A 24,515-nucleotide genomic window follows, 5' to 3' on the forward strand; every position below is an offset into this window, starting at 1 on the left:
CCAGCAATTACCCCTTTATTCACCGAGGGGTTGTGAGTATCATGTCGCGACTTTTTCGTCGCACATTTTTTGATCAAGCGTAGTCTGCACGTATGCCCAGTATTGGCCCGTACACGTTGCCCAATCCCGTGATTCTGGCCCCCATGGCAGGTGTCACGGATCGCCCGTTTCGCCAGCTCTGCCGCCGTCTAGGAGCAGGTCTGGTGGTGGGCGAAATGGTGTCCGCCGACCCCAGCTTGCGCAATACCCGCAAGTCCCAGTTGCGACTGGACCACACCGGCGAGCCTGAGCCTATTGCGGTTCAGATCGTTGGCGGAGACCCGCAAATGCTGGCCAACAGTGCACGCTTTAACGCCAGCAACGGTGCCCAGATTATCGATATCAATATGGGCTGCCCGGCCAAAAAGGTCTGCAATAAGGCTGCTGGTTCGGCGTTACTGAAAGATGAAGTCCTGGTTAAGGATATCTTACAGGCCGTGGTGGAAGCGGTAGATGTACCAGTGTCGCTGAAGATTCGTACCGGCTGGTCGCCAGAACATCGCAATGCACCACGCATTGCAGAGCTGGCACAAGCAGCTGGTATCGTTTCCTTGGCGGTGCACGGACGTACGCGGGCTTGTGGCTATAAGAACACGGTAGAGTACGACACCATTCGCACGGTAAAGCAGGCGGTAGACATTCCGGTGTTTGCCAATGGCGACATTACGGATGCTCGCAAAGCGGCAGAGGTAATGGCTTACACCCAAGCGGATGGTGTACTGATTGGTCGTGCAGCTCAGGGACGGCCATGGATCTTCCGTGAAGTAGCCCATTTTCTGGCAACAGGTGAGTTACTGCCGACACCTGAGCTGGCCGAAATTGAACGTATTCTGCTCGCTCATATGGTCGATTTGTATGAGTTTTATGGCGACTATCTGGGCGTACGCATCGCGCGCAAGCATGTTGGTTGGTACTTGCAGCAACACGACGATGGCAATGCCTTTCGCAAAGCCTTCAATCAGCTGGAAAGTAGCGAACAGCAGCTGGCTGCAGTCGCGTCTTTTTTCAGGGACACAGTAAGACGAAAGGGGATGGCAGCATGAACACCGAATCTATTGAAAGGAAGGTTGACACCGTGACCGACTCAGCAGATATGAAAAATCATCTGCGTGCTCCTCTGGAGCCCACACACACTCTGCGCGATAGCGTAGAAAAAGCTTTGCAGAACTACTTTGACCACCTAGATGGGCAACCTGTTGTTGATCTGTACGACATGGTTTTATCTGAGGTGGAGGCTCCCCTGTTGGAGACGGTGATGAAGTATACCCGCGATAATCAGACCAAGGCCTCTGTGGTGCTGGGGCTGAACCGCGGCACCCTGCGCAAGAAGTTAAAGCAGTACGGAATGCTGTAATCCTAAGATCCCACTCAGCGGCCGATGGCCGCTTTTTCGTTTTTTAGCCTTCAAAAAACTGACTGAATGACCAAGATGACCACACAGACTCCCGTTCGTCGCGCATTGATCAGCGTTTCTGATAAAACCGGCATCGTTGAATTTGCCCAGGCCCTGCAACAATTGGGCGTAGAAATTCTATCCACCGGTGGCACCTACCAGCTGCTGCTGGATAATCAGGTGCCAGCTATCGAAGTTTCCGATTACACCGGCTTTCCGGAAATGATGGATGGCCGGGTAAAAACCTTGCATCCAAAAATCCATGGCGGCGTTTTGGGTCGACGTGGACAAGACGATGCCATCATGAACGAACATGGCATCCAGCCCATCGACTTGGTGGTGGTCAACCTCTACCCCTTTGCCGCTACCGTTGCCCGTGACGACTGTGACCTGGCCATGGCGATCGAAAACATTGACATCGGCGGCCCAACCATGGTGCGCTCAGCGGCGAAAAACCATGCCCACGTCGGCATTGTTGTTAACTCAGCCGACTATTCGTTGGTTCTAGATGAGCTGCGTGAACAGCAAGGCTTAAGCACTAAAACACGCTTTGATTTGGCCTTAAAAGCATTTGAGCACACCGCGGCTTACGACGGCATGATTGCTAATTACCTCGGCACCATCGACCAAAACGCTGAACAGCTCAGCGTCGAGCAACGCTTGGCCTTCCCTCGCACTTTCAACAGCCAATTCATCAAGGCTCAGGACATGCGCTACGGTGAGAATCCGCATCAGCAGGCGGCCTTTTACGTTGAAGCCAACCCGCAAGAAGCCTCCATCGCCACAGCGGTACAATTGCAGGGCAAAGAGCTGTCGTACAACAATGTCGCCGATACCGATGCCGCACTGGAATGTGTTAAGTCCTTTAGCAAACCGGCTTGTGTCATCGTTAAACACGCCAACCCTTGCGGAGTGGCTGTAGTGCCAGAGGAAGACGGTGGCATTCTCAAAGCTTATGAAATGGCCTTTGCCACCGACAGCGAATCGGCGTTTGGTGGCATTATTGCCTTTAACCGCGAATTAGATGCAGCAACGGCTAAAGCCATCGTTGATCGCCAGTTTGTTGAAGTGATTATTGCGCCCAAGGTAAGCAGCGAAGCGGCGGCCATTGTCGAAGCGAAGAAGAATGTTCGCTTGCTGGCGTCCGGTCAATGGGACCTCAACCGCCCTGCCGGTCTGGACTACAAGCGCGTCAATGGTGGCCTGCTGGTACAAGATCGTGACAATGGCATGATCGATGTCAGCGATCTGAAAGTAGTGACCCAGCGTGCTCCTTCGGAAGATGAAATCAACGATTTAGTGTTTGCCTGGAAAGTAGCCAAGTTCGTTAAATCGAACGCCATCGTCTATGCCAAACAGCGACAGACCATAGGTGTTGGGGCGGGTCAAATGAGCCGCGTCAACTCGGCACGCATCGCAGCCATTAAAGCGGAGCATGCTGGTCTGGCGGTAGAGGGAGCAGTCATGGCATCCGATGCGTTTTTCCCATTCCGCGATGGCATCGACAATGCCGCCCAAGCGGGCATCAAGGCCATTATTCAGCCGGGTGGCTCGATCCGTGACGACGAAGTGATTGCCGCCGCCGATGAGGCTGGCATTGCCATGGTCTTCACCGGTATGCGTCATTTCCGCCACTGAGCCAAGAGCAAAATCGCTCTACGGAGCGATTTTCCCTAACAGCTATTCGATAAAAAGTGAGTACAAAGACCTGGATATTGCGGCCAACCCGAATGATGGTTGTTTAGGCCGTGACAGGGCTTTTAGACCCACCACAGGAGTTTGATATGAATGTATTGATTATTGGTTCTGGCGGTCGTGAGCATGCGCTAGCCTGGAAATCTCTGCAGTCACCCTTGGTTGAGCAAGTATTCGTTGCACCGGGTAACGCTGGCACAGCACGAGAAGCGGGCATGCAAAACGTGGCTATTGATGTCATGGACTTTGCTGCACTGCAACAGTTTGCTGAGACTAACAACATTGGCCTGACCATAGTCGGCCCAGAAGCACCGTTGGTCGAAGGTCTGGTCGATCGTTTCCAGCAAGCCGGCCTGAAGATCTTTGGCCCATCCCAAGGTGCCGCACAGCTAGAAGGTTCCAAGGCCTTTACCAAAGACTTCCTAGCACGTCATAACATTCCTACCGCTGAATATCAGAACTTTACCGAAGTCGAGCCAGCACTGGCCTACTTGCAGCAAAAAGGCGCACCGATTGTCGTTAAAGCCGACGGCCTGGCTGCCGGTAAAGGCGTGATCGTTGCCGAAACCCTGCAACAAGCTGAAGATGCCGTCAAAGATATGCTGTCTGGCAATGCCTTTGGTGACGCGGGTTGTCGGGTGGTCATCGAAGAGTTTCTTAGCGGCGAAGAAGCCTCCTTCATCGTTATGGTCGATGGCAAAAACATTTTACCGATGGCGACCAGCCAAGATCACAAGCGCGTCGGCGATGGCGATAGTGGCCCTAACACCGGCGGCATGGGCGCTTACTCCCCAGCACCGGTAGTCACCAGCGATATTCATGATCGCATCATGCGTGAAGTGATCGAACCGACAGTTCAAGGCATGGCTGCCGAGGGCAACGACTACACTGGTTTTCTCTATGCCGGCTTGATGATTGATGCCAGCGGCGCACCTAAGGTCATCGAATACAACTGTCGCTTTGGCGATCCTGAAACTCAGCCCATCATGCTGCGCATGCAGTCAGATCTGGTAGCCCATTGCCTAGCGGCTTTAGAAGGCAAACTCGATAGCGAGCAAACCCAATGGGACAGTCGTGCCGCCTTAGGCGTGGTATTGGCGGCTGGCGGCTATCCCAACAGCTATCGCAAAGGCGATGTAATTCGTTTGCCAGAACAAGACGGCCAAGACCGCAAGACCTTCCATGCCGGCACGGCACTGAATGCCAACGACGAGGTTGTCACGGCAGGTGGACGCGTATTGTGCGCCACAGCGCTGGGAAACAGCGTCGCTGATGCACAGCAACAAGCCTACCAATTGGCCCAGCAAATCGATTGGCAGGATGCCTTTTATCGCCGTGATATTGGCTATCGCGCTGTTGCTCGTGAGCAGTCATAATAACCTCATCACAATGAGGTAAATGAAGGAGCCGTCAGGGATGAAGTGGATCAGATGCCTATTGTTGTGCCTGCTGCCACTGCTCTCTCTGACTTGCCGGGCGTTTAGCCCGGTACTGCTGCCAGATGGCTCCTACGACTTGCCTATCACGCAGTATGTCTCTGTCTATGAAGACAAAACAGCGACATTAGGCATCGAGCGCATGCTGACTCGCGAGCAACAGCTGCGCTTTTCTCCGAGCCATAGTCAGACTTTGAAATTTGGCATTTCTGAGTCGGTATTCTGGCTCCGCCTTAGCATTACCAATCCCTACAGCAGCAGTAAACAAGCCGTACTTAGCCTGTCTAACAGCCGTTTAGATCAGGTGCGTTTGTTTGATATCAGCGACAGCGATCTGCGCACCGTGTTGCAACAGCAACAGGCCGGACAACTGCGCGGTGGCTTCCACCAAGCCTATCCCTTCCGACTGGAGCTCAAACCGCAAACCACCCACAGCTATTTGATACGGCTAAGCTCCGACTCATTATTCAACTCCAGCATCCACCTCAGCAGCCTCGATCACTTTTTGATTAATGAACAGGCACAGTTTTGGACCCTAGGTCTGGTACTTGGCTGGATACTTGCGACCCTAGCCTATTTTGCTCATGTAGGCATTGCTCAGCGCCAAGCCATGGCCTGGTGGGGCCTGTTGTACTGCTTAGCAATGGCTGGCTACCTTCTCGCCTGGAGCAGTCTGGGGGCGTCTTTGCACCCGATATCACCGCAACTACGCGAAGCGCTGACACTGCTGTGCCTACCCATGGCAGCCATCGCATTTAACCAGGCACTGGCCAGTCTGCCATGGTCACCCGGCCGCCGTCGCCGCTGGTTGCATGCATTATCCTTGATCCAACTCAGCGCCATGCTACTGGCACTGTTCAGCAGTGGTTATGGCGATCTGGTGGTAACACTGGCGGTCACGGCTAATTATCTATGGTTGGCGGTCTGGCTGTTATTCCGCCATTGCAATAAACGCAAAGCACAACAACCACTGCAATGGGGTGCTGGCATAGCAGGTCTAGGTTTGTTGGTGTCCATGCTGAGCGATATGAACCTGCTACAGCTCGATATGTTTACCGATTGGGCCACCCTACTCCTACCTATGGTGGTGGTGGTCAGCTTTGTGATCGCCAGCATGCGTCTTAATGAACCACGCCAAGACGACCCACAAATTCCATTAGCCGACATTCCACCGGCACTGTTAAGCCAGCTTAGCCATGAGCTGCGCAGCCCGATTAACGGCGTCACGGGCATGAGCGAGCTATTGAGTGATTCACCACTCAGCACCAGTCAACGGGCCAACTTAGATACCATTTTAATGGCAGGGCAGGATCTTATTCATATCGCTCACCAGCTCAGCGATCTGGCACGCATCTACCAGCATCGCATTGAACTGGATAGCAAAGCATTTGATGTTCAGCCATTGCTAGAGCAGAGCATGGGCTACTTCCAGCAGCAGTCGCTGCAAAAACAAGTTGAATTAATGCTGGATATTCATACCGACCTGCCCGCACGTTACATTGGTGATCAGCAACGTATCGCGGCAGTGCTCTATTCTCTGCTGAAACACACCCTCGATTACGCCGAGTTTGGTGACATCACCTTGCGAGCAAGCACTTATCAGTATGGCCAACAGTCGGGTCTACATCTGCAGCTGCTGCTCAGCGGGCATTTAATCAAACACGAAGAATTTCGCCGAGTACTACGTCTGCTGCAACCGCAACGTGGCTCAGACGCTGAGCTTGCCGGACGACACTGGGATTTGTTGGTGAGTCGTCACCTGTTACTGCACATGAATGCCCGCTTGACGGTTGAGAGCATTGATCAGCAAGGCGCCGGTGTAGACCTGTATTTGCCAATGGCGAGTGAGCATCACGCCGAGCCCCGCCAAGGCATCAATAGATCCTTTATCCAAGGACAGCGAGTACTCATTGTTGATGACAATGCCACCTTACGCACGGTACTGGAAAAACATTTGCAGCGCTGGGATGCACAGGTGTGGATCAGTCATAGCGGCTCAGAAGCCTTGGCTCAGCTGCGCAGCCAGGCCTCTCAAAATGAGCCTATCGACACAGTTATTACCGACCAAGACATGCCAGCCATGACCGGACTACAACTGGCACAGCGCATTCAATCGGATAGTGAGATTGAGCCTAAACCCAAACTGATGATGCTGACCGGCATGGCTAACGCAGAACTACGCCGCCAAGCTCTAAATTTGGGCATACGCCACGTCATAGCCAAACCCATTACTGCCGACAAACTGCGTCGCAGCCTGGCAGAACTCATGTCACCGCTCAGTCCGCCATAACCGCACGATCTTTGGCCCAGGAACGCAGCTGGTGCAATGGCTCGGCCATGGTCACCGAGAGAGGCTGAGTACGCATAATCTCTCCCATTAAAGTGTCGGTGCTGATGCGCTGACCTTCATTAGCATGCCATGCTGACACTACTGCCTGTTCCAATTCCGCGCCGGAGAAGCCCTCACTCATGGTGGCCAAGGCGCTCAGGTCGAATTGCTGGCTATCCAAGCCGCGCTTGGCTAAATGAATCGACAATATATGTTCGCGCACAGCCAGACTGGGCAAATCGACAAAAAACAACTCATCTAAGCGGCCTTTGCGCACCAGCTCGGGCGGTAAAGAATGAATATTGTTGGCGGTGGCGACAACAAACACCCGCGACTTATGCTCCGACAGCCAGGTCAGTAAGGTACCCAACACCCGCTGACTAACACCACCGTCGTTGCCGTCTTGGCCAAGGCCCTTTTCTATTTCATCCACCCACACCACGCTGGGTGACATGGCCTCCGCCAGCTGCAGCGAGGCCCGCAGCTGGCGCTCAGTTTCACCAATAAATTTATTGTACAGGGTGCCAAAGTCCAGTCTTAGCAGTGGCACTCCCCAGCTGCCCGCTACAGCCTTGGCAGCCAAGCTTTTTCCTCCCCCCTGGATACCAAACAGCATCATGCCTTTCGGTCTGAGGTCATCGTTGGCTTCGAAAAATGCTTTCTGCCGCTGCTCCAGCCACTGCTTCAAGCGACTTAAACCTGCCACTTCAGCAAAACGAGCAGTATCAAACTCAAACTGCATGACACCGTCCATATCCATCAACTCCAGCTTAGCCTTACTGATGGCGGGCACATCTTCCTCTGACAAAGCTCCGTCATCAATGATGGCACCGCGCACCAGATGACGAGCATCCGATAGTGTCAAACCACGTAAGTTGGCCACCAGTAAGTTGAGAATTTCTGGATCGGCTTTCACCTTACGTCCGTGTTGTCGGGCATATAGCCGCGCTTCTTCACGAATCAAGGCTAACAGTTGTTCCTCATCCGGCAGCTGTAACGAAAAGAAAGCCGCCATGCGTTTTAGCTCATCGGGCAGACTGACTTGATGGCTGAGTAACACCAGGGTTTTGCCAAAGCGCTTATGTTGTAAAGCGATATCTTTCAATAGCCGCACCACTAGCGCTTCGTGCAAGTAAGGATGTAAATCGCACATCACATACAGACCACCTTGCTCACGCTCTTTGATGGCTTTTAACGCCGCATCGGGCTGTTCGGTATCATCCCCTGCGCTCATATCTTCACCAAAGCCAAGACGTCTCAAACCATCTGTGAGCGTCCACTGCTGTAGGCCAAGGCCTCGTTGAATAGCCAGTCGGGTAAGTATTTCCAGCGCCCGTGATTCTTCATAGGTTTCAATCACCAACAGCGGCAGCTGGCGATCCAACATCAGTCCTAAATCCCGAATTTCCTGCATAGGGTCACTCGCTTGGCCGGTTATCGAGCCCCCACTATACCTGATACATATCATGCAGAGTGACGACTGATGCCGTAAAATAGCGGGCATAAAACTTTTGTGGAGGCCCATCATGAGCCACAGTGCATCACCGCGTCGCCTGACGATGCTGGATAAACTGATCAGCAACGCCGACCAGGCACTGCGCACCTTAGTACCTGGCGCTGCGACTGCCTATCGTCCATCACCGGCACAGCAGCGCCCAGCTAGCGAGCTGTCGGAGCAAGAAAAGCAACATGCTGCCGGCCTTATGCGCATTAACCACACCGGAGAAGTCTGTGCTCAGGCGCTCTATCAGGGCCAAGCATTGACGGCACAATTGCCACAAGTCCGTGAAGCCATGGAAGAGGCAGCCAAAGAAGAAGTTGATCACTTGGTCTGGTGTGAGCAACGTATCAATGAGCTGGGCAGCCACACCAGCCGACTGAACCCATTGTTTTATGGACTGTCATTTGGCATCGGCGCTTTGGCTGGCAAGATTAGCGACAAAGTGAGTCTAGGGTTTGTCGCCGCCACCGAAGAGCAGGTATGCAAACACCTGACCTCGCACATGACTTCTCTTCCGGTGCAGGATGAAAAGAGCAAAGCCGTGTTGCTGCAGATGCTGGAAGACGAAGCCAAGCATGCCACCACGGCGCTGGATGCCGGCGGTGCCCGTTTTCCTTTGCCAGTAAAAGTGGCCATGACGGGATTATCCAAAATCATGACCAAGGCCACCTATCGCCTGTAAGATAATCCACATTGGTGCAGTAATCTGCACCAATGTGGCTCAGAACCGTCCTGCATATTCCACCTTAAGGCTAGATAGATTTCTGCTGTACACAGCAGGATGATCTAATTCGCGTTAGGCTAAAAAGCGCATAGTGTGCCGGGGTGTAGCCCATGTCTCAGCGTCAACGTAATTGGATCGACAGGGTACGTCGCTTTTATCGTATCCCTGAACACCAGCCAGAGTATCAGTGGCTTCGCAGTCGCACTTACCGGCGCCGGGTTGAACAGGTCAAAACCGGATGGATTATTGCCGGCCTAACCATGTTACTGACAGGTAATCTGGCAGCGGTGATCATTATCTCTGCTTTTGCTGCTTTTATGTCATTGGCATTTTTAGAATATGACCGCTAGCTATTGATACAAAAAAGCCGGCTCAAAGGCCGGCTTTTAAATAGCATCAAACAGGCGTTAGAGACTAAGCACTTTTTCACCGCGCGCGATACCGGATACACCGGACCGGACTGTTTCCAGTACACAGCCTTCACCGATAGAGTCGATAAAGGCTTCGATCTTATCGGTAGCGCCCGTCAGCTGAATGGTATAAACGCTGGCAGTCACATCAACAATCTGACCACGGAAGATATCAACAGTACGCTTAATTTCAGCACGCTGAGCACCTACGGCTTTCACTTTAATCAGCATTAGCTCACGTTCAATGTGAGCCCCTTCCGACAAGTCCACCAACTTCACCACTTCAATCAACTTGTTCAGCTGCTTGGTAATCTGCTCGATCTTACGATCATCACCTGTGGTGGTCATGGTCAAGCGCGACAAAGACTCATCTTCGGTTGGCGCCACCGTTAAGGTTTCAATGTTGTAGCCGCGCTGGGCAAATAAGCCCACAACCCGCGACAAAGCACCGGGCTCGTTTTCCATCAAAATAGAAATGATATGTCTCATGATCAGGTACGCTCCGTCTTGCTCAACCACATGTCACGCATGGAGCCCATGGGCACCTGCATTGGGTATACGTGTTCTTCTTCATCGACGGCGACATCGAGGAACACCAGACGGTCGTTGTATTTGCCAAATGTGTCGGCCAGCGCTTGCGGCAATTCGCTGCGATCTTTTACCTGAATACCAACATGGCCATAGGCTTCGACCAATTTAACGAAGTCAGGCAAGGATTCCATATAGGAATGCGAGTGGCGGCCTTCGTAGTTCATGTCTTGCCATTGGCGTACCATGCCCAATGAGCCATTATTCAGGCACAAAATCTTCACCGGAATGCCGTACTGCAAGCAGGTCGATAGCTCCTGAATATTCATCTGAATGGAGCCTTCACCGGTAACGCACACCACCATATCATTGGGGAAGTTGAGCTTAACGCCCATGGCCGCTGGAAAACCGAAACCCATGGTGCCAAGGCCACCCGAGTTGATCCAACGATTGGGCTTGTCAAACTTGTAGTATTGGGCAGCAAACATCTGATGCTGACCAACGTCTGAAGTGACATAAGCATCGCCTTTGGTCGCCTGCCACATGGCCTCAACCACTTCCTGCGGCTTCATTTTGCCATTTTCGTTGATCTGGTAACGCATGCCATGGCGCTGGCGCCACTCATTGATTTGCTTCCACCAAGACTCCATCGCAGCGTCATCCGGACCGTTGGCCGCTTCGTCGAGCAAGCTCATCATCTCATCCAACACGCTGCCAACCGGGCCGACGATAGGTACGTCAACGACAATGGTTTTTGAGATAGAGGATGGATCTACATCAATATGAATAATCTTGGCATCCGGGCAGAACTTGTCAGTAGCGTTGGTCACCCTATCATCAAAGCGCGCGCCCACTGCTAGAATAACGTCGGCATGGTGCATTGCCATGTTGGCCTCATAGGTGCCATGCATCCCCAGCATGCCAACAAAACGATCGGCCGTACCTGGATAAGCGCCCAAGCCCATCAAGGTATTGGTACAAGGGGCATTTAGGCGATCAACCAGCGCGCGTAACTTATCGGAACTGCCATCGATAATGACACCACCACCACCATAAATAATCGGGCGCTTAGCGGCCAACAACAGATCCACGGCCTTTTTAATCTGACCTGAGTGGCCACGCTGTGGCGGGGTGTAGGAACGCAGTTTGATTTTCTTAGGAAATTTATATTCAAAGCGTTCGTTGGGCATGGTCATGTCTTTTGGAATATCAATGACCACGGGGCCCGGACGGCCAGTACTGGCAATATAAAATGCCTTGGCAACCAGCTCTGGGATGTCTTCTGGGCGTCTAACCGAGAAGCTGTGCTTTACGATCGGTCGTGATACTCCCAGCATGTCAGTTTCCTGAAACGCATCATCCCCTACCAGATGGCTCATCACCTGACCGGAGATAACCACCATAGGAATAGAATCCGTAAATGCGGTAGCAATACCTGTTACGGTATTGGTGGCACCAGGCCCAGACGTCACCATCACCACGCCTGGTTTTCCCGTCGCACGGGCATAACCATCAGCCATATGAGCAGCGGCTTGCTCGTGACGGACCAGTACGTGTTTGACGGCACTTTGTTTGTAGACGGCATCGTACACATGCAGCAATGAGCCGCCTGGGTATCCATAGATGTACTCAACGCCCGAGTCGTGCAGAGCGCGAACCAACATTTCTCCGCCGGAAAGTAATTCCACCGTACTATCCTCTTTAACATGCTCCGCCTGGGAGCACTCAATTAATAACTAAACGATTTGAGCCATGTACAACGAAGCTCAGGGCTGGATGATTAACTTTTAGTTGCTCATCAGACCCCGGCTCTGGTCTAGACACCGGGACTGAACTGGGTCGGAGGATAACCGCACCAGAGGCCGTCATTGCGTTACTGTTATCTCAGGGTGTCGAGATGTGAACCAGTAAACAAAGGCCACACAAGTTTATCATTACGCTATGCTGTGTCTACCTTCAATCGGGCGTAACACCTTGACAACACATGAGGTTTTGCGGAATCTCGAAGATCACCAGAAAATACGACTCTGGCGAGCGAAAGTAGCCAGCGACAGTGGGCTTAAGCCCTTTTGTTAGCCACGGTATGTGCCACTCACATCCAAGGACGCAACATGACCAAGTTATCCACCACATTCTTCAGCACAGTCTTGTTATTGGCCGGCTCTTTCGCCGCGAGCAACGCTCTGGCGGATAAAGTCTATCGCTGGGTTGATGAAAACGGCCGGGTACATTTCAGCTCGCAACCCCGTCGTGGTGTGGATGAAGACAAATATCGCGTTCAGTTGGATCGGGTCGCGCCACCACCACCTAAACCCGTAATAGAAAAAAATGAGCAGCCAGCTGAGCAAGAAAGCTCAGACATTGCTCAACAACGGGAAACGCGAGCAAAAGAACTCTGCGACAATGCCAAAGAAGTAAAGGAAGTACTATCAACCAACTTCAGTCGACGCTTTAAACAAGACGACGGCAGCTACCGCCCACTGACTGACGATGAACGAGCCAGTAAAATGGCCGAAGCCGACAAGCGTATCAAAGAGTACTGCCAGTAAGCCAAATCAAGCTCGCCATCCGACCAGTCACGGCTTGGCGACGATAGGAATAGAATCGTGCTTCTTCGACACTGCAGTGCTGCCCACCACTTATTGATGCAACACCCTGCAAACGCTGGCGCGCCAGGCCATAAAGGTCCGCAAAACTACGATCACCCTGACCTGGTTTAATAAACCGCTGAGCCTTCTCTCCGAGCTGATCGACTACGTCAGGGCCAACCTCAAACGCTTGCGGGCCAATTGCCGGGCCGAGATAGACGCACACCTGATGTGGAGATGCAAAATGTTGCAGTGTTTTCTCCAGTATGCCTGCGACCAATCCACGCCAACCAGCATGAACTGCCGCCACTTGCTCGCCATCCGTCATCAACACCGGTAGACAATCCGCCGTTAATACCGCACAGGCTAAACCCGGCGTGCTACTCACGACAGCATCACCTGGCAATATCACTTGGCCACCACAGGCTTTTCTAACCTCACTGCTGTGAGTTTGCTGCAACCATTGAATGCCAGTTGCACCGGGCATACGTTGCAACAGCGCACGCCGATTGTTGTTAACCGCATTGATATCGTCGCCCACATGAGAAGCTAGGTTTAAGCGCCCGTAACTTCCCTGAGACACGCCCCAGCTGGCGTCTCGTGTCGTCACACAAGCCATGACTCCAGCTGGTGCTTGCCAATCCGGCCAAATCAGCCCATCAACGGGTCTGAGCATCGTCATCCAAAACCGTCAGCAGATGTTCAAAATCGTCTGGCAGTTCAGTTTGCCACTCCATGTAATCTCCACTGACCGGATGAATCAGTCCCAGCTGCTTAGCATGAAGCGCCTGACGCGGGAAGGTTGCTAACAGCTCCCTCAACTCAGGCCCCACCCCTTTGGCTAAACGCGTTCGTGCGGCATAGGTGGCATCGCCTACCAGCGCATGTCCGATATAAGCCATATGCACGCGGATTTGGTGGGTGCGCCCCGTTTCCAGTTTGCAACGAATATAGGTATGAGAAGGAAACTTGTGCAGCACCCGATAATGAGTCACCGCTTCTTTACCAGTCGGGCTGACGGTCATTTTGGTGCGCTGATTACCATGACGACCAATAGGCTCATCAACGGTACCACCACCAGTCATCTGGCCTTGCACCACGGCCTCATATTCACGCCCCATACTGCGATCCTGCAGCTGTGCCACCAGTTGATTTTGCGCATTGAGAGTTTTCGCTACCACCATCAAGCCACTGGTATCTTTATCTAGGCGATGAACAATTCCAGCTCGCGGAATGTTAATCAACGATGGACAGTGATGTAATAAACCGTTGAGCAAAGTGCCGGTATGATTGCCAGCTGCCGGGTGCACCACCAGCCCAACCGGCTTGTTAAGAACCAGGATGTCATCGTCCTCAAAGACAATGTCTAGCTCCATAGCTTCCGGTTGCCAATCGCCTTCAGCTTCCAACTCTGCTTGCAACGCCAGGATTTCACCACCGATCAACTTGTCACGGCCTCGCCACTGCTGCCCGTCTACCGTTAACGCTCCACTTTTGATCCATTGCTGTAATCTGGAACGTGAGTATTCAGGGAACAGTGCCGCAGCGGCCTGGTCCAAGCGCTTGTTTCCCCATTCGCTGGGCACTTCGATTTGTTCTGAAACGTGTTGGGACATATTGATTGTTCGACTCTGCCGCAAAAGGCTTGCTGTAGTTGGGGAGGACCCAGTGACTGTGGTTAAATACGCAACTGTCTAGTATACCGACTATCAGGAAATCACTCCATGAATGCCCGTTGGCTCATTATTGCCCTGGCCCTTGTTGTTAGCGCCTGCTCCAATGCCCCTTCCAAGCAAGACGACAAAACCGAGCGCCAATATTATGAAGAGGCGCGCGAAGCGTTGGACAACGACAACTTCCTGATCGCGATGGAACGTTTAAAACAGCTAGATTCGCGCTACCCCTTTGGCCGATATGCCGAGCAAGGTCAGCTGGACATGATGTACGCGCATTTTATGACCTCCAACATGGAGTCGGTACTGACTGCCAGCGAGCGCTTTATTCGTCTGCATCCGCTACACCCGCAGGCCGACTACGCCTACTATATGCGAGGACTAGCCACTTACGAGCTGGGTTTTACTTATGTTGAGCGCTACCTGTCTGACGACATTTCACGACGAGATCCAACACCGCTACGCGACGCTTTTGGCCAGTTTTCTGAACTGCTGATTCGCTTTCCGGACAGCCCTTACACCGCCGATGCCAGAGCACGCATGGAGTTTCTGCGCCAGCGCCTGGCCTCCTACCAGGTTGAAGTCGCTCGCTATTATATGAAGCGACATGCCTTTGTTGCAGCCGCTAACCGTTGCCAGGAAGTGTTACTGGGCTACCCCAACACACCAGCAGTGGCAGACGCTCTCGCCATTATGGTGGAAGCTTACGACTCACTGAATATGAGACAAGAGCAACAAGATGCACTGGCATTGTTAAAGCTAAATCATCCCGACCACCCGCAACTGCAACAGGGCAAGTTTGTTAGTAGCGGACTGGCCAAGGCCGATCGCGGGTCGGTACTGAATGTACTGTCTTTTGGCTTGCTGGATTAACCCTGTCAATCTGGCAAGTAAGCAGCGCAGCGACCGTTCCCTGCCTTAATAAGACCCATCGCACTTGCTACACTGTGGCCTTATCCACAGTGTTGGCATGCAACCGTGAAAGAGAAATATCAAACAGCGGTGGTGTTTTCTGCCCTGATGTCGATGCTCATGGCAGGACTGGTCTCGGCCATCGTTACTGCCGTTACCTCAGGTATGAGCAACGGTTATCTGGGCCGCTGGATAGGCAGCTATGTTGTCGCCTGGCCAGTGGCATTTGTCGTATTGCTACTATTACGACAGCACGTCATGCGACTGGCCATTTACCTGACAAACAACAAGCATTAGCGCATCAAATTCCAGCGCGCCAACCATTAGTGACCGGATAACGTCGATCCCGACCGAAGCCTCGTTGAGAAACACGTACACCTATCGGTGCTTGGCGACGCTTGTATTCATTGACATCGACCAAACGCACAATTCGCTGTACCACGGCAGGTTCAAAGCCTGCGGCTATGATGTCGTCTGCGCTGCGATCCAACTCGATGTAGCGGTGCAAGATATCGTCTAACACCGGATAAGGTGGCAAGCTGTCTTCATCCTTTTGATCGGGCGCTAATTCTGCTGATGGCGGCCTAGTAATCACCCGCTCAGGAATGACAGGACTCAATTGGTTGCGGTAATGGGCCAGCTCAAACACTTTAGTTTTGTAAACATCTTTTAGCGCACCGTATCCCCCTGCCATGTCACCGTACAAAGTCGCGTAACCGACAGCCATCTCACTTTTATTGCCAGTGGTTAGCACCATGGCACCCGTCTTATTCGACAGCGCCATCAGCAGTACGCCACGACAACGCGACTGCAAATTCTCTTCCGTAGTATCAATAGAGCGACCTGTAAACGACGGTACCAGAGCATGCATAAACTCGCGGTACATGGGCTCAATAGAGATAGAGTCGTACTCTACCCCCATGGCAATGGCTTGCTGTTCAGCGTCGTTTTTACTCATATCGGAGGTATAAGTAAAAGGCATCATCACCGCTTTTACCCGCTCCGGCCCCAGGGCATCGACGGCGATGGCTAAGGTTAGAGCGGAATCAATACCACCAGACAAACCCAACACCACTCCTGGAAAGCGATTCTTATTGACATAATCACGCACCCCTAAGACTAGCGCGCTGTAAAGCTCACTGAGTTCGGTGTCATCGGCTACCAGCGCAGTTCCGTCGGCCTTTAGCTGACCACCATCCCAACACACCTGAGCGGTGGCTTCTTTCCAGCCAGGCATCTGAACAATTCGCTCGCCAGTTCCATCCATTGCAAACGAGTGCCCATCGAATACCAATTCATCCTGGCCACCAACCTGGTTCACATACAGCACAGGCACCTTATGACGGCGACAGTGATCGGCCACCAAAGACTGTCTTTGACCACGCTTGTTTTGATGGAACGGCGACGCATTAAGATTCAAAATCAACTCTGCTCCAGCCGCGACGCAGTCGTCAATCGGGCCTTCATGCCAGATATCTTCACACACCGTTAAACCTAAGCGGTGGCCTTTCAATTCGACAACACAAGGCTCGCAACCAGTAGCAAAATAGCGCTTTTCATCAAACACCTGATAATTTGGCAACTGCTGCTTGTAATAACGTGCAACACATTGACCTTGCCAAAATACTCCTGCGGCATTGTAAAGCTGCTGCTCTTCGCGCCACGGATAACCAATCACAACCGCAATGTTATGGCTGGCTTCAGCAATACGCTGCAACGCCTGCTCAATCCGCCTTTGCAGACTGGGGCGAAGCAGCAGATCTTCAGGTGGATAGCCAGTTAATGCAAGTTCACTGCATACCAACACATCCGCCCCCTGCTTGCTTGCCGTGTGGACCTCAGCCAAGATGCGATCGGTGTTGCCATCAATATCGCCAACGTGAAAGTTTATTTGCGCCATCTGAATGGAAAGTGACTGTGGCATGTCGACGAGTTAACCTCTGATCTAGCAGAAAATAAACGCGTATTGTCTGGAAATTCGCCGGCCGGCGCAAACGATTGTCAAGGAAACCTGCATGCTGACCTCCGTACTGCAACGCTTGTCACTGTCTCCGGAAATGGTGGTCCGGGGAAACCGGCTGCTGCGCCTGTACAGTTACTATTCGTTATTTCTGGCCCTATTACTGACCATTGCAAGCAGCCTAGATGTCGAAAATGCTATTGTCGGCCGCTTGATGCCAGACGTGTTTCTGATCACCGTCTCTGCCTATGTCATGGTTGCCAGTATTTTTGTAGTGATTGCTAACCGCGGCCCAGATATTCAAATAGCTACGGCCTATGTCTTTATCGAAACCGCCATACTAGCCCTATTGATGCACAGTAGCGGTACTTTAAGTGGTGGTTTCTCCAGCCTGATACTCATCGCGGTGGTGATTGCAAACCTACTGGTGCCTGGCATATTTGGTTACGCCGTGGCTGCCTGGACAACCCTAGCGATTCTTTTTTTTCAACATGTGTGGCCGCAAAACTACAGCGCCTCATTGCTGGTTGAATCAGGCATATACGGCTTTATGTGCTTCTTGCTGGCAACCATTACCCAAGCCCTATCGTCTCGCCTAAACAGCGCATTGGATTTAGCCACCAATCAGGCACAACGCATAAGACGATTACAAAAGCTCAGTCAGCAAGCTTTGCTCAGCCTTCCCGATGGAGTGATTGCTTGTGATAGCCAGCAACAAGTACTGTTCTTTAATGACGCAGCCAGTCGCTGGTGGCCACTACGCCGAGATGATCGATTACCAGAACAGCTACAGCAAGCTCCCGATGGCAGCGAGCTACTGAGAGATGAGCAAACTCTTCGGGTGCGCAGATTTCCGATTCAAGATACCGGCGATAGCTTACTTATTTTGGAAGATTCACGGCGCATTATCGCCGAAGCACAGCAGGTCAAGCTGGCCTCATTAGGCCGCCTCACAGCCAGTATCGCCCATGAGGTTCGCAACCCGCTAAGCGCAATGCGTCAGGCCGCCCAACTATTAGCAGAAACCCCCTATTTGAAGCCGACGGAAGTCAAGCTGACAGACATCATTGAGCAGCACTGCATGCGTATAAATCGTACCGTAGAGGATATTTTAGAGCTGTCGCGCAGACGCGCTCCGGCGGTTGAAGAATTACGTTTAAGGCCTTGGCTTGAGCACTTTAAGCAGCAGTTTTCCGAAGTCCCTGACACACAACGCTGTGACTTGCGTCTAAGCTGCGATAAGGACTTACTGATAGCCTTCGACCCTAATCATTTACAGCAAATACTGCATAATCTATGCGCCAACGGCATACGCTATGCAATACAAAGGGCAGAGCAATACCAAAGCGAGCCACAACTGCAACTTAACGCCTGCCGTGTGGGCGATCGGGTAGAGCTAGACGTTATCGACAATGGCGGCGGCGTCGCCGATGAGCAACGACAGCATTTGTTTGAACCCTTCTATACGACTGAGCACAATGGAACGGGGTTAGGCCTGTATTTATGCCGCGAGTTGTGTGAAACCAACCACGCTACTATCCAATATTTGCCACTGGCGGACGGCAGCTGCTTCCGTCTCAGCCTGCAAGTTACCAAACCGAGCTACTTATGAACCAATACTCCGCCTTGATCATTGATGACGAACCAGATATTCGCGAGCTGATTGCCTTAACTCTGGAGCGCATGGAACTGGACTGTTTTCAAGCTGGCAGCGTCAGTGAAGCGGTCGAAGCTTTACAGCAACGGCCTTATCATTTCTGCATCACCGATATGAAACTGCCCGATGGCAATGGCATGGAACTGATCCAACTTTGCAACTCCCGTTACCCAGATATGCCAGTGGCCATGATTACAGCTCACGGCAATATGGAACTGGCCATTGATGCACTAAAAGCCGGTGCCTTTGACTTCGTTGCCAAACCCATCGACACGCAGCGCTTGCGTGAATTGGTCAAAGCGGCGTTAAAGCTGACCCAGGTCGTCATTCACCAGAACACCCCGGACGATTCTCTGCTAGGCAGCTCACAGAGAATGGCCGAACTAAAGGACTCCATTCGCAAGGTTGCTCGTACCCAGGCACCGGTATTTATTCATGGAGAATCAGGAACCGGCAAGGAGCTGGTCGCTAGGCTAATCCATCACCTCAGCCCACGTTCACAGGGGCCTTTTATCGCAGTGAACTGCGGCGCCATTCCTGCAGACTTAATGGAAAGTGAGTTTTTTGGCCATGTTAAAGGCAGTTTTACCGGCGCTAGCCATGATAAACCAGGTCTTTTTAAGGCGGCCGATGGTGGCACACTGTTTCTTGATGAAGTCGCAGACCTACCATTAGAAATGCAGGCAAAGCTACTGCGAGTCATCCAAGAGAAGGCTGTACGCAAAGTAGGTGAAGAACATGAACAACCCATCGATGTGCGCATCGTCAGCGCCAGCCATCATGATCTCAGCCAGCGTGTCGAGCAGCAGAAGTTCAGGCAGGATCTATTTTTCCGTCTAAACGTCATTCACCTGGAAGTTCCGCGCCTTGCTGAGCGTGCAGAAGATGTGCCTGAATTGGCACAGCACTTTGTCAGTAAATACGCTCGGGAGTGGGGTATGCCTAATGCCGAACTTAGCGATAAAGCGATGGCAGCCCTATGCCAGTATCACTTTCCGGGTAACGTACGAGAGCTGGAGAACATACTACAGCGTGCGTTTACCATGGCTGAAAATGACAGCATTTGCCTGGATGACCTCAATCTCCCCTCCTCACCCGCTTCTAAAACTTCAACGGCGGAAGCCAGCCTATCAGATGAAAGCACCATCATTACCAACAACCTCGAGCAATATCTAGAGAACATCGAGCGAAGAGCCATAACCCAGGCACTTGAAGAAACCCGCTGGAATAAAACAGCAGCAGCCGAGAAGCTAGGCATTAGTTTCAGGGCATTGAGGTATCGATGTAAAAAGCTTGGTATTGATTAGAACGAGTACAAACCGCTCATATTTCAGCCAGTCTACGTATAGTTAGAAGCTCCCTGTCACCACCAGACTGTATGCAAAGCGACGCACGGAGGCGCGCAACATGACACGTCAAGGCTTCAGTCTGGTTGAGCTGCTATCAACTCTAACCATCATGTCACTATTACTGGGGGTTGCAGTCCCCAGCCTAGAAAGCGTTATTCACGCTTCCAAAGCAATGAACAACAGTTCTGAAATACAAATGCTTGTCAGGTCAGCCAAGTCCCTAGCAGTGACATCCAAACGACCAGTTATCATCTGCCCATACTCGGCTCAACAACCTTGTGGTTCAGACTGGAATAAAGGGCTGAAAGTTCTGTTTGACAGCAATTCAAACAGTAAGGGAGATAGCCAAGACATTGTTGTGTCGAAGTTTCTAAACCAACAAACAGATTGGCAACGTATCAGCTACCCAAGAAAGCGAATCATCTTTAACCCAAGGGGGTTCGCCCAAGGAACTACTGGATCACTCACCTACTGTGCCGATACCTCTCCACCAACCTCTTCCGCATGGGTCGTTTCGCGAGTGGGCCGAATCCGCGCAGGTATTGATACGAATGGCAACGGTATTGTCGAAAATGCTTCAGGCAAGGATGTTCCTTGCCCCTGAGGCACCCAAGAACCACTTACTCTGCTAGTTGAACCGTTTATCAATCATTCTCCTGCGTGCAACTGAGCTTAAGTAATATAGCCTCAGAATTCCGTAGGAGTACCTTAATGAGAGCAAATCAACAAGGATCAGCACTGTTGGTGGGCCTTGTCATTCTGACCGCCATCACCTTAAGTGCGTTAGTCGGCATGCAACGATCAACCGTGCAAATACGAATGGTGTCTAATTTGCAGCATCAACAAGAATTGGACAGTGTTGCCCAAGGCACGTTAGAGGTTTTGTGGTATGGCATGCGTGGTGATCGGGCCATTCGTTATTCTGTCCTAAACCAAGTCCAAACTGCAGAAACCGCGGCGATTTCTGGCGGTGCAGCCGAAGGTAGCGCACGCGTAAACCCATTCGATGCCCATGCCAATTTAACCGCGCCAAGCTTTTCATACAAATCGTTGAGCTCATCTACAGCACCGGTAAATCAAGCACGCCTTATTCCATCTCCTCCCGGAAGTGAACGTTTTTTACGCGGCAAGCCAGGCTGTAATTCGTCATGCAGCGTGATGAAGATTGCTGCCTCGACGCTGGTGACTGGGCGTAATGGTAATGCTACTGCCTCACAAGAAGTCGGCCTGATTAAAATCAGCCCGATCGGCCGATAATTATTGGAGACAAAAAATTATGAAACTCTATTGGCTATCCATCACTGCTTTTGGTTTATTAACAAACCAAATTGCGTACGCCGACGACGTCGAAATATATAAAGCGCAAGGTGAACGAATAGACCCCAATATTCTTTTCATCTTCGACACTTCGGGCAGTATGGTGTATTCCGCTCAAGGTAATTATAAAACATCAAGCTTTGCAGACACCCGAATTCAGGCGGTAAAAGATGCTGCCAAAAAAGCCATCAAGCAGATAGCAGCAACGACTGAAGATAAACACGCTAACATCTCCATCATGCGCTTTACCAATGAACCCAGTGGTTCGAGTACTAGCACAACTGCCAAAGGTGGTTACCCGGTATCACCTTTCATGAATACCCGTGAAGCCGCCAATATAACTGCCCTAGAAGGTGCCATCAATAATCTGCAAGCGGGCGGCGGTACTCCATTAGTGGAAAGCTTGCACGAAGGTGCTCGTTTTATTCGCGGTGATGCCGTTAATTATGGGAATCCTTTCTATCACGGCACCAAAAAGTCGGGGCGTGACCGATATCCTTATCATGTTTATATCGACTCGGACTTGAACCTTAGATACTCTCGAAGAGAAGCATGGGGTTATGGCGGAGCACACCTAGACACCATCGAAGGTAGCTCGGGCTCTTACACGTACAAGTCACCAATGACAGACACTTGCCAAGAAAACCATATCGTGCTGTTTTCTGATGGCCAACCAAGTGTTGACTCAGATTCCGACTCCGCTGTCAGATCGTTACTGTCTGGTATTGGAGTTCCCAGTGGCGTTGCCGGTGTCACCAGCAATTGCAAATATGAAAGTGGTAAAAACAGTTGCGGCGAAGAGTTAGCCTACTGGCTAAACAACACCGACCACTTTGTGGATAAGGAAGTTGATCCAGATTTAGACAGCAGTAACACTCGCGAGAAGAAGCAGCCAATTGTTCTCCATACCGTTGGCTTCAATCTAGCGGGCTATGCAAAAAACTTGATGGGCAATATGGCCAGGGCTAGCGGTACTGACCCATATTTTGTTGACTCTAGTGATACCCTGGCACAGGCTCTGGTTGATATTTCTACGAGCATTGCTAACAAGGCATCCAGCTTTACCAGCCCAACTCTGGCTGTCAGCACCTTTAATAACCTCGAACACAGAGATCAAGTTTACTACTCACTGTTTGAGCCTAGCGCTAACCCTGGTTGGATTGGAAATCTCAAACGCTACAAGATTAATGCTCAAGGGCAGATAATTGATGCTAATGGCTCTGTAGCCGTTGATCCTGATACCGGTGCGTTCAAAGATACTGCTAAAAGCTTCTGGACCACGTCAACTGCACCCGATGGAGCATCGGTCTCAGCTGGCGGCATGGCAAAACGGTTAGAAACGCGTAAAGTCTATTCAAATTTAAGTGGCAGCACTAACGCAGTCATTATTAGCTCAAATAACCTTGTCACTGAAACCAATACAAGCATCACTGCCAGCATGCTTGGCGTGAGTAGCTCAGATGCAAGGGAAAGTGTTTTACGTTGGGCACGCGGTATTGATGATAGTGGTAACGAAACCCAATTTATAGGAGACCCTCTGCATACCAATCCAACACTGGTTTCGTATGGCTCAGGCAGCAGTGTCACCGATGTACTCTATATGGGCACCAATGCTGGGTATTTACATGCCTTTGATACCAGCCAGAGTGCACCAAAAGAATTATGGGCATTTATCCCTAAACGCCTTTTACCGAATTTGACTGCCTACAAAACTGGCGTTTCCGATGCAGAAAAAACTTATGGTTTAGATGGCCCGATCACACTGTTCCATCAAGATAAAAACCAAAACAATTCTATTGATAATGGCGAAAAAGCCTACATCGCTGTTGGCATGCGCCGCGGAGGCAGCGCTTATTACCTCATTGATATCAGTAATAAAAGTGCACCTAAGCTTGTAGCATCCATTGACGACACTACATCTGGTTTTTCAGAGTTGGGGCAGACCTGGTCAAAAATGGAGCTCGCCTACGCAAAATGGAATGGAAAATCTGTGCCTGTCTTTTTCTTTGGAGGCGGTTACGACACTGGTGAGGATAATAAAACAACTCGCTCATCCAGCAGTAAAGGTAACGCCATTTACATGGTTGCGGCCGATACTCAGGCCACAGGCAAAGCATTCGATCTTCTCTGGAAAGCGTCTCCATCTGCAGGTAGTGGTAATTTAAGTCTTTCTGGAATGACCTCAAGTATTGCCAGTGATGTAACACCTGTTGATAAGACAGGCGATGGAAACACAGACCTAATCTATGCCAGTGACGTAGGTGGCAGAATCTGGCGAATTGACTTTGTATCTGACAGTGCCAAGAACGCTAAAGGAGGCATGATTGCTGACTTTAACGGCGGTAGTGCAAGTGACAATATTCGCTTCTTTACTCAGCCAGACGTGGTGTATACCAATCATGGAGAAGTGGAATACCCAGATCCTACAGATGCGACTAAAGTCATCAAGAAAAAAGAAGGCCGCTACCAGATAGCTATTGGCTCTGGTTTCCGCCCAGGACCTTTAGACACAGGAACCGAGGACCATATCTTCGTTATTAATGATTTCAACGTGACCGATGAGCCAAGCAGCTACACCACGTTGTCTAAGTCTTCATTGGCCGACTATCAAAACTACGGCAAAGAAGATGCATCTAAGCGCAGAAATGGTTTTTACTATGACTTAAGGTCAAGCGGTGAAAAAGTGCTGTCATCAAGTTTGACTGTTGCAGACACCATTTATGTCACCAGCTTCAGACCATCTGAGGGGGGAACTAAAATTGGCTGCGAACCCGACGTCGGACAAGCCCGTGTGATTATTTTAAGGCCAGAATTAGATGACGAAGGTAAACCTACAGTCGAAGAAACGGATCTTGATCAAGGCGGTATTCCTCCAGAGCCTACTACCTATATCCCTGCATTGGACAGTGGCGAACCTGGACGTGTCATCGTGAATAAGCAGATTGTTGATACGCTGAATGAAGAAGAACAATTCAAACATCTCTTTTGGCGGGAGTTGTAGGCA

General features: G+C 51.3%; 21 protein-coding genes. 15 read left to right on the forward strand and 6 right to left on the reverse strand.

The features are described 5' to 3' along the window. The first annotated feature begins 92 nt into the window (after positions 1 to 92). The 5 genes from dusB (at position 93) to AC55FS_RS16140 (ending at position 6,853) form a co-directional block, all read left to right on the forward strand. Positions 93 to 1,082, forward strand: coding sequence for a tRNA dihydrouridine synthase DusB (dusB, locus tag AC55FS_RS16120; RefSeq protein WP_496933287.1), 990 nt, complete (start codon positions 93 to 95; stop codon positions 1,080 to 1,082). Positions 1,083 to 1,132: 50 nt separating this feature from the next. Then, positions 1,133 to 1,393, forward strand: coding sequence for a DNA-binding transcriptional regulator Fis (gene fis / locus AC55FS_RS16125; RefSeq protein ID WP_094062035.1), 261 nt, complete (start codon positions 1,133 to 1,135; stop codon positions 1,391 to 1,393). A gap of 66 nt (positions 1,394 to 1,459) precedes the next feature. Beyond that, complete coding sequence (gene purH, locus AC55FS_RS16130) at positions 1,460 to 3,070, forward strand: bifunctional phosphoribosylaminoimidazolecarboxamide formyltransferase/IMP cyclohydrolase (protein ID WP_496933288.1); 1,611 nt, start codon at positions 1,460 to 1,462, stop codon at positions 3,068 to 3,070. 146 nt (positions 3,071 to 3,216) lie between these two features. Then, positions 3,217 to 4,503, forward strand: a complete 1,287-nt coding sequence (gene purD / locus AC55FS_RS16135; protein ID WP_496933289.1) for a phosphoribosylamine--glycine ligase — start codon at positions 3,217 to 3,219, stop codon at positions 4,501 to 4,503. 40 nt (positions 4,504 to 4,543) lie between these two features. Next, on the forward strand, positions 4,544 to 6,853 hold the full coding sequence (locus AC55FS_RS16140) for a 7TM-DISM domain-containing protein (protein ID WP_496933290.1): 2,310 nt from the start codon (positions 4,544 to 4,546) through the stop codon (positions 6,851 to 6,853). Here AC55FS_RS16140 and AC55FS_RS16145 read toward each other — a convergent pair. Continuing rightward, the gene (locus AC55FS_RS16145; RefSeq protein ID WP_496933291.1) at positions 6,840 to 8,306 is read right to left on the reverse strand and encodes a Ycf46 family AAA ATPase; all 1,467 of its coding nucleotides are present in this window, start codon (positions 8,304 to 8,306) and stop codon (positions 6,840 to 6,842) included. The genes AC55FS_RS16140 and AC55FS_RS16145 overlap by 14 nt on opposite strands. Before the next feature lie 112 nt (positions 8,307 to 8,418). Here AC55FS_RS16145 and coq7 point away from each other — a divergent pair, with 112 nt between their 5' ends. Beyond that, positions 8,419 to 9,075: a 2-polyprenyl-3-methyl-6-methoxy-1,4-benzoquinone monooxygenase gene (coq7, locus tag AC55FS_RS16150; RefSeq protein WP_496933292.1), complete on the forward strand. Its 657-nt coding sequence runs from the start codon at positions 8,419 to 8,421 to the stop codon at positions 9,073 to 9,075. Between the two features lie 152 nt (positions 9,076 to 9,227). Next, positions 9,228 to 9,467: a hypothetical protein gene (locus AC55FS_RS16155; protein ID WP_496933293.1), complete on the forward strand. Its 240-nt coding sequence runs from the start codon at positions 9,228 to 9,230 to the stop codon at positions 9,465 to 9,467. Between the two features lie 57 nt (positions 9,468 to 9,524). Here the strand turns inward: AC55FS_RS16155 and ilvN are convergent, their stop codons facing one another. Both ilvN and AC55FS_RS16165 read right to left on the reverse strand, forming a co-directional pair. Further along, positions 9,525 to 10,016, reverse strand: coding sequence for an acetolactate synthase small subunit (gene ilvN / locus AC55FS_RS16160; protein WP_094060118.1), 492 nt, complete (start codon positions 10,014 to 10,016; stop codon positions 9,525 to 9,527). A gap of 2 nt (positions 10,017 to 10,018) precedes the next feature. Further along, on the reverse strand, positions 10,019 to 11,743 hold the full coding sequence (locus tag AC55FS_RS16165; RefSeq protein ID WP_496933294.1) for an acetolactate synthase 3 large subunit: 1,725 nt from the start codon (positions 11,741 to 11,743) through the stop codon (positions 10,019 to 10,021). A 423-nt stretch (positions 11,744 to 12,166) separates the two neighbouring features. On the opposite strand from AC55FS_RS16165, the gene AC55FS_RS16170 reads away from it, so the two are divergent. Beyond that, positions 12,167 to 12,604: a DUF4124 domain-containing protein gene (locus tag AC55FS_RS16170; RefSeq protein WP_496933295.1), complete on the forward strand. Its 438-nt coding sequence runs from the start codon at positions 12,167 to 12,169 to the stop codon at positions 12,602 to 12,604. Here AC55FS_RS16170 and pgeF read toward each other — a convergent pair. Beyond that, entirely contained in the window at positions 12,585 to 13,262 is a 678-nt protein-coding gene (gene pgeF, locus AC55FS_RS16175; protein ID WP_496935981.1) for a peptidoglycan editing factor PgeF, read from the reverse strand. The genes AC55FS_RS16170 and pgeF overlap by 20 nt on opposite strands. Positions 13,263 to 13,302: 40 nt before the next feature. Next, positions 13,303 to 14,259: a 23S rRNA pseudouridine(1911/1915/1917) synthase RluD gene (gene rluD / locus AC55FS_RS16180; protein ID WP_496933296.1), complete on the reverse strand. Its 957-nt coding sequence runs from the start codon at positions 14,257 to 14,259 to the stop codon at positions 13,303 to 13,305. Between the two features lie 108 nt (positions 14,260 to 14,367). On the opposite strand from rluD, the gene AC55FS_RS16185 reads away from it, so the two are divergent. Then, entirely contained in the window at positions 14,368 to 15,189 is an 822-nt protein-coding gene (locus AC55FS_RS16185) for an outer membrane protein assembly factor BamD (protein WP_496933297.1), read from the forward strand. Between the two features lie 105 nt (positions 15,190 to 15,294). Then, the gene (locus AC55FS_RS16190) at positions 15,295 to 15,525 is read left to right on the forward strand and encodes a DUF2798 domain-containing protein (RefSeq protein WP_496933298.1); all 231 of its coding nucleotides are present in this window, start codon (positions 15,295 to 15,297) and stop codon (positions 15,523 to 15,525) included. A gap of 4 nt (positions 15,526 to 15,529) precedes the next feature. Here AC55FS_RS16190 and AC55FS_RS16195 read toward each other — a convergent pair whose 3' ends face one another. After that, on the reverse strand, positions 15,530 to 17,152 hold the full coding sequence (locus tag AC55FS_RS16195; RefSeq protein WP_496933299.1) for an NAD+ synthase: 1,623 nt from the start codon (positions 17,150 to 17,152) through the stop codon (positions 15,530 to 15,532). Positions 17,153 to 17,243: 91 nt separating this feature from the next. Here AC55FS_RS16195 and AC55FS_RS16200 point away from each other — a divergent pair, with 91 nt between their 5' ends. From AC55FS_RS16200 to AC55FS_RS16220, 5 genes are all read left to right on the forward strand, one after another. Further along, positions 17,244 to 18,800: a sensor histidine kinase gene (locus AC55FS_RS16200; protein WP_496933300.1), complete on the forward strand. Its 1,557-nt coding sequence runs from the start codon at positions 17,244 to 17,246 to the stop codon at positions 18,798 to 18,800. Continuing rightward, positions 18,797 to 20,152, forward strand: a complete 1,356-nt coding sequence (locus tag AC55FS_RS16205) for a sigma-54-dependent transcriptional regulator (protein ID WP_496933301.1) — start codon at positions 18,797 to 18,799, stop codon at positions 20,150 to 20,152. Before AC55FS_RS16200 ends, AC55FS_RS16205 begins: the two co-directional genes overlap by 4 nt. 100 nt (positions 20,153 to 20,252) lie before the next feature. Next, on the forward strand, positions 20,253 to 20,798 hold the full coding sequence (locus AC55FS_RS16210) for a GspH/FimT family pseudopilin (RefSeq protein WP_496933302.1): 546 nt from the start codon (positions 20,253 to 20,255) through the stop codon (positions 20,796 to 20,798). 107 nt (positions 20,799 to 20,905) lie between these two features. After that, a complete protein-coding gene (locus AC55FS_RS16215) occupies positions 20,906 to 21,451 on the forward strand; it encodes a hypothetical protein (protein WP_496933303.1) in 546 nt (181 codons plus the stop codon). A gap of 19 nt (positions 21,452 to 21,470) precedes the next feature. Then, positions 21,471 to 24,512: a pilus assembly protein gene (locus AC55FS_RS16220; RefSeq protein ID WP_496933304.1), complete on the forward strand. Its 3,042-nt coding sequence runs from the start codon at positions 21,471 to 21,473 to the stop codon at positions 24,510 to 24,512. Positions 24,513 to 24,515: the final 3 nt, after the last annotated feature.

The organism is Bacterioplanes sp. CLAM21, assembly GCF_059641015.1.

What these genes read in the sequence shown, in the direction of transcription:
- AC55FS_RS16200 (WP_496933300.1), top strand. Translation starts at nt 17,244, where the DNA reads ATGCTGACCTCCGTACTGCAACGCTTGTCACTGTCTCCGGAAATGGTG.
- AC55FS_RS16210 (WP_496933302.1), top strand. Translation starts at nt 20,253, where the DNA reads ATGACACGTCAAGGCTTCAGTCTGGTTGAGCTGCTATCAACTCTAACC.
- ilvN (WP_094060118.1), bottom strand. Translation starts at nt 10,016, where the DNA reads ATGAGACATATCATTTCTATTTTGATGGAAAACGAGCCCGGTGCTTTG.
- AC55FS_RS16145 (WP_496933291.1), bottom strand. Translation starts at nt 8,306, where the DNA reads ATGCAGGAAATTCGGGATTTAGGACTGATGTTGGATCGCCAGCTGCCG.
- pgeF (WP_496935981.1), bottom strand. Translation starts at nt 13,262, where the DNA reads ATGGCTTGTGTGACGACACGAGACGCCAGCTGGGGCGTGTCTCAGGGA.
- purH (WP_496933288.1), top strand. Translation starts at nt 1,460, where the DNA reads ATGACCAAGATGACCACACAGACTCCCGTTCGTCGCGCATTGATCAGC.
- purD (WP_496933289.1), top strand. Translation starts at nt 3,217, where the DNA reads ATGAATGTATTGATTATTGGTTCTGGCGGTCGTGAGCATGCGCTAGCC.
- AC55FS_RS16155 (WP_496933293.1), top strand. Translation starts at nt 9,228, where the DNA reads ATGTCTCAGCGTCAACGTAATTGGATCGACAGGGTACGTCGCTTTTAT.
- AC55FS_RS16140 (WP_496933290.1), top strand. Translation starts at nt 4,544, where the DNA reads ATGAAGTGGATCAGATGCCTATTGTTGTGCCTGCTGCCACTGCTCTCT.
- fis (WP_094062035.1), top strand. Translation starts at nt 1,133, where the DNA reads ATGAAAAATCATCTGCGTGCTCCTCTGGAGCCCACACACACTCTGCGC.
- coq7 (WP_496933292.1), top strand. Translation starts at nt 8,419, where the DNA reads ATGAGCCACAGTGCATCACCGCGTCGCCTGACGATGCTGGATAAACTG.
- AC55FS_RS16215 (WP_496933303.1), top strand. Translation starts at nt 20,906, where the DNA reads ATGAGAGCAAATCAACAAGGATCAGCACTGTTGGTGGGCCTTGTCATT.
- AC55FS_RS16205 (WP_496933301.1), top strand. Translation starts at nt 18,797, where the DNA reads ATGAACCAATACTCCGCCTTGATCATTGATGACGAACCAGATATTCGC.
- AC55FS_RS16195 (WP_496933299.1), bottom strand. Translation starts at nt 17,152, where the DNA reads ATGCCACAGTCACTTTCCATTCAGATGGCGCAAATAAACTTTCACGTT.
- AC55FS_RS16170 (WP_496933295.1), top strand. Translation starts at nt 12,167, where the DNA reads ATGACCAAGTTATCCACCACATTCTTCAGCACAGTCTTGTTATTGGCC.
- AC55FS_RS16220 (WP_496933304.1), top strand. Translation starts at nt 21,471, where the DNA reads ATGAAACTCTATTGGCTATCCATCACTGCTTTTGGTTTATTAACAAAC.
- rluD (WP_496933296.1), bottom strand. Translation starts at nt 14,259, where the DNA reads ATGTCCCAACACGTTTCAGAACAAATCGAAGTGCCCAGCGAATGGGGA.
- AC55FS_RS16185 (WP_496933297.1), top strand. Translation starts at nt 14,368, where the DNA reads ATGAATGCCCGTTGGCTCATTATTGCCCTGGCCCTTGTTGTTAGCGCC.
- dusB (WP_496933287.1), top strand. Translation starts at nt 93, where the DNA reads ATGCCCAGTATTGGCCCGTACACGTTGCCCAATCCCGTGATTCTGGCC.